General features: G+C 64.9%; 5 protein-coding genes. 3 read left to right on the plus strand and 2 right to left on the minus strand.

What is annotated here, in order from left to right; translation table 11 throughout:
• Nucleotides 1–1,208 (minus strand): glycoside hydrolase family 13 protein (locus tag ACZO3G_RS14145; protein ID WP_486847353.1); only part of this gene is annotated, 1,208 nt, incomplete at its 3' end.
• A 91-nt stretch (nucleotides 1,209–1,299) separates the two neighbouring features.
• Nucleotides 1,300–3,702: a glycogen/starch/alpha-glucan phosphorylase gene (locus tag ACZO3G_RS14150; RefSeq protein ID WP_101548607.1), complete on the minus strand. Its 2,403-nt coding sequence runs from the start codon at nucleotides 3,700–3,702 to the stop codon at nucleotides 1,300–1,302.
• Nucleotides 3,703–4,008: 306 nt separating this feature from the next.
• On the opposite strand from ACZO3G_RS14150, the gene ACZO3G_RS14155 reads away from it, so the two are divergent.
• From ACZO3G_RS14155 to dut, 3 genes are read left to right on the plus strand one after another with little or no spacing between them, the layout of a single operon-like run.
• On the plus strand, nucleotides 4,009–4,374 hold the full coding sequence (locus ACZO3G_RS14155) for a cell division protein ZapA (RefSeq protein WP_158595720.1): 366 nt from the start codon (nucleotides 4,009–4,011) through the stop codon (nucleotides 4,372–4,374).
• Nucleotides 4,371–6,440, plus strand: coding sequence for a peptidase U32 family protein (locus tag ACZO3G_RS14160; protein WP_276873289.1), 2,070 nt, complete (start codon nucleotides 4,371–4,373; stop codon nucleotides 6,438–6,440). Before ACZO3G_RS14155 ends, ACZO3G_RS14160 begins: the two co-directional genes overlap by 4 nt.
• A gap of 12 nt (nucleotides 6,441–6,452) precedes the next feature.
• Nucleotides 6,453–6,884, plus strand: coding sequence for a dUTP diphosphatase (gene dut / locus ACZO3G_RS14165; RefSeq protein WP_276873287.1), 432 nt, complete (start codon nucleotides 6,453–6,455; stop codon nucleotides 6,882–6,884).
• Nucleotides 6,885–7,048: the final 164 nt, after the last annotated feature.

The following is a 7,048-nucleotide window of genomic DNA, read 5'->3' on the forward strand; positions in this document are numbered from 1 at the left end:
GGGTAGTTCATGACCGAGTCGAGCTGCCCGCCGAGGAAATAGCGCCGGCGGATGCCGTAGGCGACCTTGGTGGAGGCGTCCTCCCACACCTCGCCGATGACGGCGGCGTCGGGGTCGGCGCCCTTGACGCAGGCGGCGACCCGGTCGAGAAACTCGTCGGGCAGTTCGTCCGCCACGTCGAGCCGCCAGCCCGAGATGCCGTCCGCAAGCCATTTGCGCAGCACCCCGTTTTCGCCGCAGATGAACTCGCCGTAGGAGGGGTCGCGCTCGTTCAGGTTGGGCAGCTCCTGGAACCCCCACCAGCTCTGGTAGCCGTTGGGGTAGTTGGTGAACTCATACCAGCTCCGGTAGGGGCTCTGGGGGTCGTTGTAGGCCCCGCCGTTCCCGTAGCGGCGCTTTTTGTTGAAGTAGACGCTGTCCGCGCCGGTGTGGTTGAAGACGCCGTCGAGGATGACGCGGATGCCGAGCGCCTTCGCGCGGGCGCACAGCTCCCGGAGGTCCTCCTCGGTGCCGAGCAGCGGGTCGATCCGGAGGAAATCCGCGGTGTTGTAGCGGTGGTTGGAGTGCGCCTCGAAGATGGGGTTCAGGTAGATCGTGCCCACCCCCATGCTTTTGAGGTAGGTCAGCTTCTGGGTGATGCCCCGCAGGTCGCCGCCGAAGTAGTCGGAGTTGGTCACCTCGCCGTTACGGTCGGGCAGGTATTCGGGCAGCTCGTACCAGTCGCGGTGGAGCCGCCGGTCGGAGGGCACGCCGCTCTTGGCCCCGCCCGACGCGCAGAAGCGGTCGGGGAATATCTGGTAGAGGATGCCGTTCTTCATGAATTCGGGCGCGCGCATCGCCTTGTCGTAGACGGTGAGCTGCCACATCTCCCCGCCCTGCGGCAGCAGCACGCCGAAGCCGTCCTGGTCGCGGGCGATGCGCATCTTTCCGTTGACCCCGGCGACCTCGAAGAGGTAGAAATAGAGCTGCGGGTCGGGGGAATAGAAGATGCAGGTGTAGGAGCAGCTCACCCCGTCGCTCGCCTCGTAGTGCATGGGGATGCGCTCGGGGGAATCCCAGCGGTCCGCCTTGTAGACGAGCAGCGCGGGCTCGCGCAGCTGGTAGGAGATCGGCAGGAAGACGCGGAAGGTGACGACGTCGTCCGTGGGGACCGCCCCGAAGGGGGTTTTGCAGCGGTCGTCGCGGCTGTCGAAGAGAAAGGTACTCACGAGATCAACTCCGATACAGATTGAATCAGGCTGCCAAAAAATTTTTGACAGCCTGACCGGATGACATGGAAAGCGGGGGCGCGGAAGGCGCTCAGAGCGACCAGATGTCGTGCGCGTACTCCTCGATCGCGCGGTCGGCGCAGAAATAGCCGGACGCCGCGATGTTGTGGAGCGACATCTCCTGCCACCTGGCGGTATCCTGGTAGAGGCGGGAGGCCTCCTGCTGGATGCCGCAGTAGGCGTCGAAGTCGGCGAGCACCATGTAGGGGTCGTCGTAGCGCAGGGAGTTGGCGATGGTGGGGAACTGCTGGCCCGCCAGCCCGGAGGCGAGCAGGTCGATCGCGCGGCGCAGGCGCTGGTCGCGGTTGTAGTACTCGGCGGGGTTGTAGCCGGCGGCCTTGAGGTCGGCGGCACGCTCGGCGGTCATGCCGAAGATGAGGATGTTGTCCTTGCCGACCCGTTCGCCGATCTCGACGTTCGCGCCGTCGAGGGTGCCGAGGGTAATCGCGCCGTTGAGCATGAGCTTCATGTTGCCGGTGCCGCTCGCCTCGGTGCCGGCGAGGGAGATCTGCTCGGAGATCTCCGAGGCGGGCATGAGCAGCTCGGAGATGGTGACGCTGTAGTTTTCGAGGAAGACGATGCGCAGCTTGCCGCGCACCGCGGGGTCCGCCTCGATCACGTCGCGCAGGGTGCAGATGAACTTGATGATCTGCTTGGCGAGGAAGTAGCCGGGGGCCGCCTTGGCGCCGAAGATGTAGGTCTTGGGCAGGAAGGGGGCGTTCGGATGGTCCTTGAGCCAGAAGTACTCGTTCAGGATGTGCAGCGCGTTCAGGTGCTGCCGCTTATACTCGTGCAGGCGCTTGACCTGCACGTCGAAGACCGAGTCGGGGTCGAGCGCGACGCCGGAGGTCTCGAGCACGTATTTGGAAAGCCGCTCCTTGTTTTCCCGCTTGACGGCGGCGAGCCGTTCGAGCACCGCCTTGTCGGTGGAAAACTTGTCGAAGCGTTTCAGGTGGGACATGTCGGTAAGCCAGCTGTCGCCGATCGTGTCGCAGAGGAGCTTTGTGAGCCCGGGGTTGGACTGGTAGAGCCAGCGCCGGGAGGCGATGCCGTTGGTGACGTTCTTGAACTTGTAGGGGGTGAGGTGGTAATAGTCGCGGAAGACGCTGTCCCGGAGGATCTGGGAGTGCAGCTTGGAGACGCCGTTGACGCTGTGGGAGGCGATGACGGCGAGGTTGGCCATGCGCACCTGGAAGTCGTAGACCACCCGCATGCGGTCGATGTCGTAGGGGTCGTAGTGGTAGACGTCGCGCAGCTCGGCGCAGAAGCGGCGGTCGATCTCCTGGACGATCTGGTAGATGCGGGGCAGCAGGTTGCGGAAGATGTCCTCGTTCCACTTTTCGAGCGCCTCGGCCATGACGGTGTGGTTGGTGTAGGCGAAGGTGCGCACAACGATGTCCCAGGCGCGCTCCCACTCGTAGCCGCAGTCGTCGAGCAGCACCCGCATCAGCTCGGGGATGGCGAGGGCGGGGTGGGTGTCGTTGATCTGGATGGCGTTCTTTTCGCCGAAGTTGTCGAGCGTGCCGTAGAGGGAGAGGTGCCGGCGCACGATGTCGGAGATCGAGGCGGCGGTGAGGAAATACTGCTGCTTGAGGCGCAGCATCTTGCCCTCGGCGTGGTTGTCGTTGGGGTAGAGCACCTTGGAGATCGCCTCGGAGGCGGAAGCGGCGCCCATCGAGTTGACGTAGTCGCCGCGGTTGAAGGCCTCCATGTCGAAGCCGGGGCTCTGCGCCTTCCACAGGCGCAGCACCGCGATGCCCTCGCTCTGGAAGCCGGTGACGTACATGTCGTGGGGGACGGCGTAGACGGTCTGGTAGTCGACGTGGTTGACCCAGTGGTGGCCGCCTTCCCAGCCCTCCTCGATGCGCCCGCCGAACTTGATCGGCACGGTGCGGTCGGGCTTCTTCTTGAGCCAGACGCTGCCGCCCGGCAGCCAGTAGTCGGGCGTCTCGGTCTGCCAGCCGTCGATGATCCGCTGCTTGAAGATGCCGTACTCGTAGAGGATCGAGTAGCCCATGGCGGGCAGGTTCTCAGTGGCCATCGCGTCGAGGTAGCAGGCGGCGAGGCGGCCCAGGCCGCCGTTGCCGAGGCCCGCGTCCGGCTCGAGCGCGTACATCTTTTCGATGTCGACCTCCAGCTCCTCGAGGGCGGCGGTCATCGCGTCCTGGATGCCGAGGTTGTAGAGGCTGTTCTTGAGGGAGCGGCCCATCAAAAACTCCATGCAGAGATAATAGACCTTCTTCTCCGCGCGGGCGTTGTTGTGGGCGTTGAAGATCTTGTACTTTTCGCTGAGGATCTCGCGGGTGACGCGGCAGAGCGCCTCGTAATAGACCTCGTCGGAGGCGTGCTCCGGCTCGATGAGCATGTCGCTCTTGAAGGTGTCCAGGAGGAGGTCCTTGAGGACCTCCTTGGTGTAGTGCTTGCTGATGTTCATGATACCCTCCTAATACTCGGTGCGGCAGGTGCGGGCCGGCCTTTTATGCGGCAATCAGGCGGCGCGGCAGCGCTTTGACGCGCTGGCGCTTTACCCTTGTATAAAACTGGATAATTACACTTCATTATACCCTAAAACGCCGCGCCATGCAAGCGATGGGGCGTAAAAACGCGGGATTCGGCAAAAACCTCCAGAAAGGGGTGGAAAAACCAAAGAAACTCGGAAAATTTGTACGGGCTCTTTATTCGCGGCGGGAAATGCGATATAATATGAAAGATAACAGCAAGTATGGGAGGTTATCGGACCATGAATACCATCAACCGCGTCAGGATTACGATCAACGGCGTGCACTATACGATCTCCACGTCGGAACCGGAGGAATACGTGCTCGGGCTCGCGCAGGAGCTGGACGAGCAGATCAAGGGGATTCTGGAGAAGAACCCGAGCATCTCCTTCAACGACGTGATGGTGCTCTGCGCCATCAACTATATCGACGCCTACAAGCGCAGCGAGGAGAACGCCGACCGCATGCGCACCCAGATTTCGGAGTACCTCGAGGACGCCGCCAAGGCGCGCATCGAGCTCGACGAGGTCAAGCGGGAGAACGCCCACCTGCGCCGCCAGCTCGACGGGCAGGAGATGAAGGGCCAGACCAAGCTGGACGTGAAATGAGCCGCCTGCCGGAGGTGCTCGCGCCCGCCGGGAACCCGGCGGCGCTTGAAGCGGCCGTCCTCTGCGGGGCGGACGCGGTCTATCTCGGCGCCGGGGCGTTCAACGCCCGCCGCGGCGCCGAAAATTTTACCCTGGAGCATCTGGCGGACACCGTCCGCCGCTGCCACATCCGGGGCGTCAGGGTCTACCTGACGCTCAATATCGTCGTGCGCGAGGATGAAATCCCACAATTTTTGGCCGATGCCGAAGCCGCCTGCGCGGCGGGGGTCGACGCGGTCATCGTGCAGGACGCGGGCGCGGCGGCGCTGCTGCGCAGGTGCGCCCCGTCGCTTCGGCTGCACGGCTCCACCCAGATGGTGGTGCACAACGCCGAGGGGGCCAAAATGCTCGAGGAGATGGGCTTTTCCCGCGTCGTGCTGGCCCGCGAGTGCTCGAAGGAGGAGATCGGGGAGATCATCCGCTCGACCTCCCTCGAGGTGGAGACCTTTGTGCACGGCGCGCTGTGCATGTCGGTGTCCGGCCAGTGCTATATGAGCGCGGTGCTCGGCCAGCGCAGCGGCAACCGCGGCCTCTGCGCCCAGCCCTGCCGCCTGCCCTGCAAGGCGGGGAACAGCGAACATGCCCTCTCCTTAAAGGATATGAGCATCATCGGGCGGGCGGGGGAGCTTCGGGAGCTCGGCGTGTCCGCCCTCAAGATCGAGGGGCGGATGAAGCGCCCCGAATATGTCGCGGCCGCAGTCACCGCCTGCCGCAAGGCGCTGGCGGGGGAACCGGTCGACTTGGAAACGCTACAATCCGTATTTTCGCGCAGTGGATTTACAGATGGTTATTTCGAGGGGCGCCTCGGCGCGGAGATGTTCGGCATCCGCCAGAAGGAGGACGTCACCGCGGCGGCGGGGGTGCTCGGCGGGCTGGAGACCCTCTACACCGACCCGCGCAAGCAGGTGCAGAAGGTGGAGGCGGATTTCCGCTTCACGATGAAGGCGGGGGAGCCCGCGCGTCTCGTCGTGTCCGACGGGGACGGCAACATTTCCGAAGCCGCGGGGGAGATCCCCCAGGCGGCGGTCAACCGCCCCACCGATCCGGAGCGCGCGGCGGCGAGCCTCTCCAAGACGGGCGGGACCCCTTACCATGTCCGAAGCGTCTCCTGCGAGATCGGGGAAGGGCTGATGCTGCCCGCCTCGGCGGTCAACGCCCTGCGCCGCGAGGCGCTCGGAAAGCTCGACGGGCTGCGCGGAAAAACCCGCGCCATCCCCTTCGACCGCGCAAGGGCGGGCGCGCTGCGCGGACACGCGCCCGCGCCGCTCCCGGCGCTGCGGGTGCGCGCCTACAGCGCGCGGCAGCTTTCGCCCGAACTGCTCGAGGGGGCGGAGCTCGTCACGCTGCCGGTGCCCGAGCTTGTGAAGCTCTGTGAAAACGGCGCGCCCGCGTATGCGGACAAGCTGTGCGCCGGGCTGCCGCGCATCCTCTTTTCGGGAGGGGAGGCGCTGGAAAAGCAGCTCTCGCTGCTGCGGGAGAGGGGAATCCGCCACGCGGCCGTGGGAAACCCCGGCGCGGTAAAAATCGCCGGGGCGGCGGGCTTTATGCTGCACGGGGAACCGTTTTTCAACGCGATGAACTCCTACGCGGCCGAAACGCTCGCCGGCTGGGGGCTTTGCGACCTGCTGCTCTCCTTCGAGGCGACGCTCGACATGGCGAAAAGGATTCAATCCCCCGTTCCGCTCGGACTGACCGCCTACGGGCGTCTGCCCCTCATGACGGTGCGCAACTGCCCGGTGAAGTCGTTCGTGGGCTGCGCGCGTTGTAAGAAGGGGGAGAACTTCCTGACCGACCGCCGGGGGGAGATCCTCTATACGAGCTGCGCCTACGGGTGCAGTGAAATCCTCAATCCCGTCCCGCTCTTCATGGGGGACCGGCTTCCGGAGCTGCGCGGCCTCGATTTTATCGAGCTGCGGTTTTCCACCGAGAGCCCGGAGGAGTGCGGGAAACTGTTTGAAACCTACCGCTCCGGCGGGGAATTCCATGGGAAATTCACGCGGGGGCTGCTCTACAAGACGGTACTATAGGAGGACTGCCATATGCTGAAACTCAAACGCCTGCGCTCGTCGGCGCGGATCCCCGCGAACGCCACGCCGGGCAGCGCGGGGTACGACCTCTGCGCCGACCTCGACTCTCCGGTGACGATCCCCGCCCGCCGGACGGTCAAGATCCCGACCGGCCTGGCCATGGCGATCGAGCCGGGTTACGCGGGCTTTGTCTTCGCGCGCAGCGGGCTGGGCATCAAACACGGCATCGTGCCCGCCAACTGCGTCGGCGTGATCGACAGCGACTACCGGGGCGAGGTGATCGTGGGGCTTTATAACCACACCGACGAGCCTTTCGTCGTCGAACCGGGCGACCGCATCGCCCAGCTCGTGCTGCTGCCGGTGCATACCCCCGAGATCGCGGAGTGCACCGAGCTCGGCGAGACCTCGCGCGGCGAAGGCGGGTTCGGGTCCACCGGCAGGTAGACTTTTTTGCCGCTTCCCGGCGGGGCTTCTTCTTAGGACTTGCCGCTCGGCGAGCGGCGGAGTTTGTCGGTAGTCGACCGACAGCGAGTTCCTTTCTTGCTTGCCCAAGAAAGGAACCAAAGAAGGGCACGAGGGGCTTAGGCGGCCTGCCCGGGCTGCGCCCG

The organism is Anaerotruncus sp. (assembly GCF_057433415.1).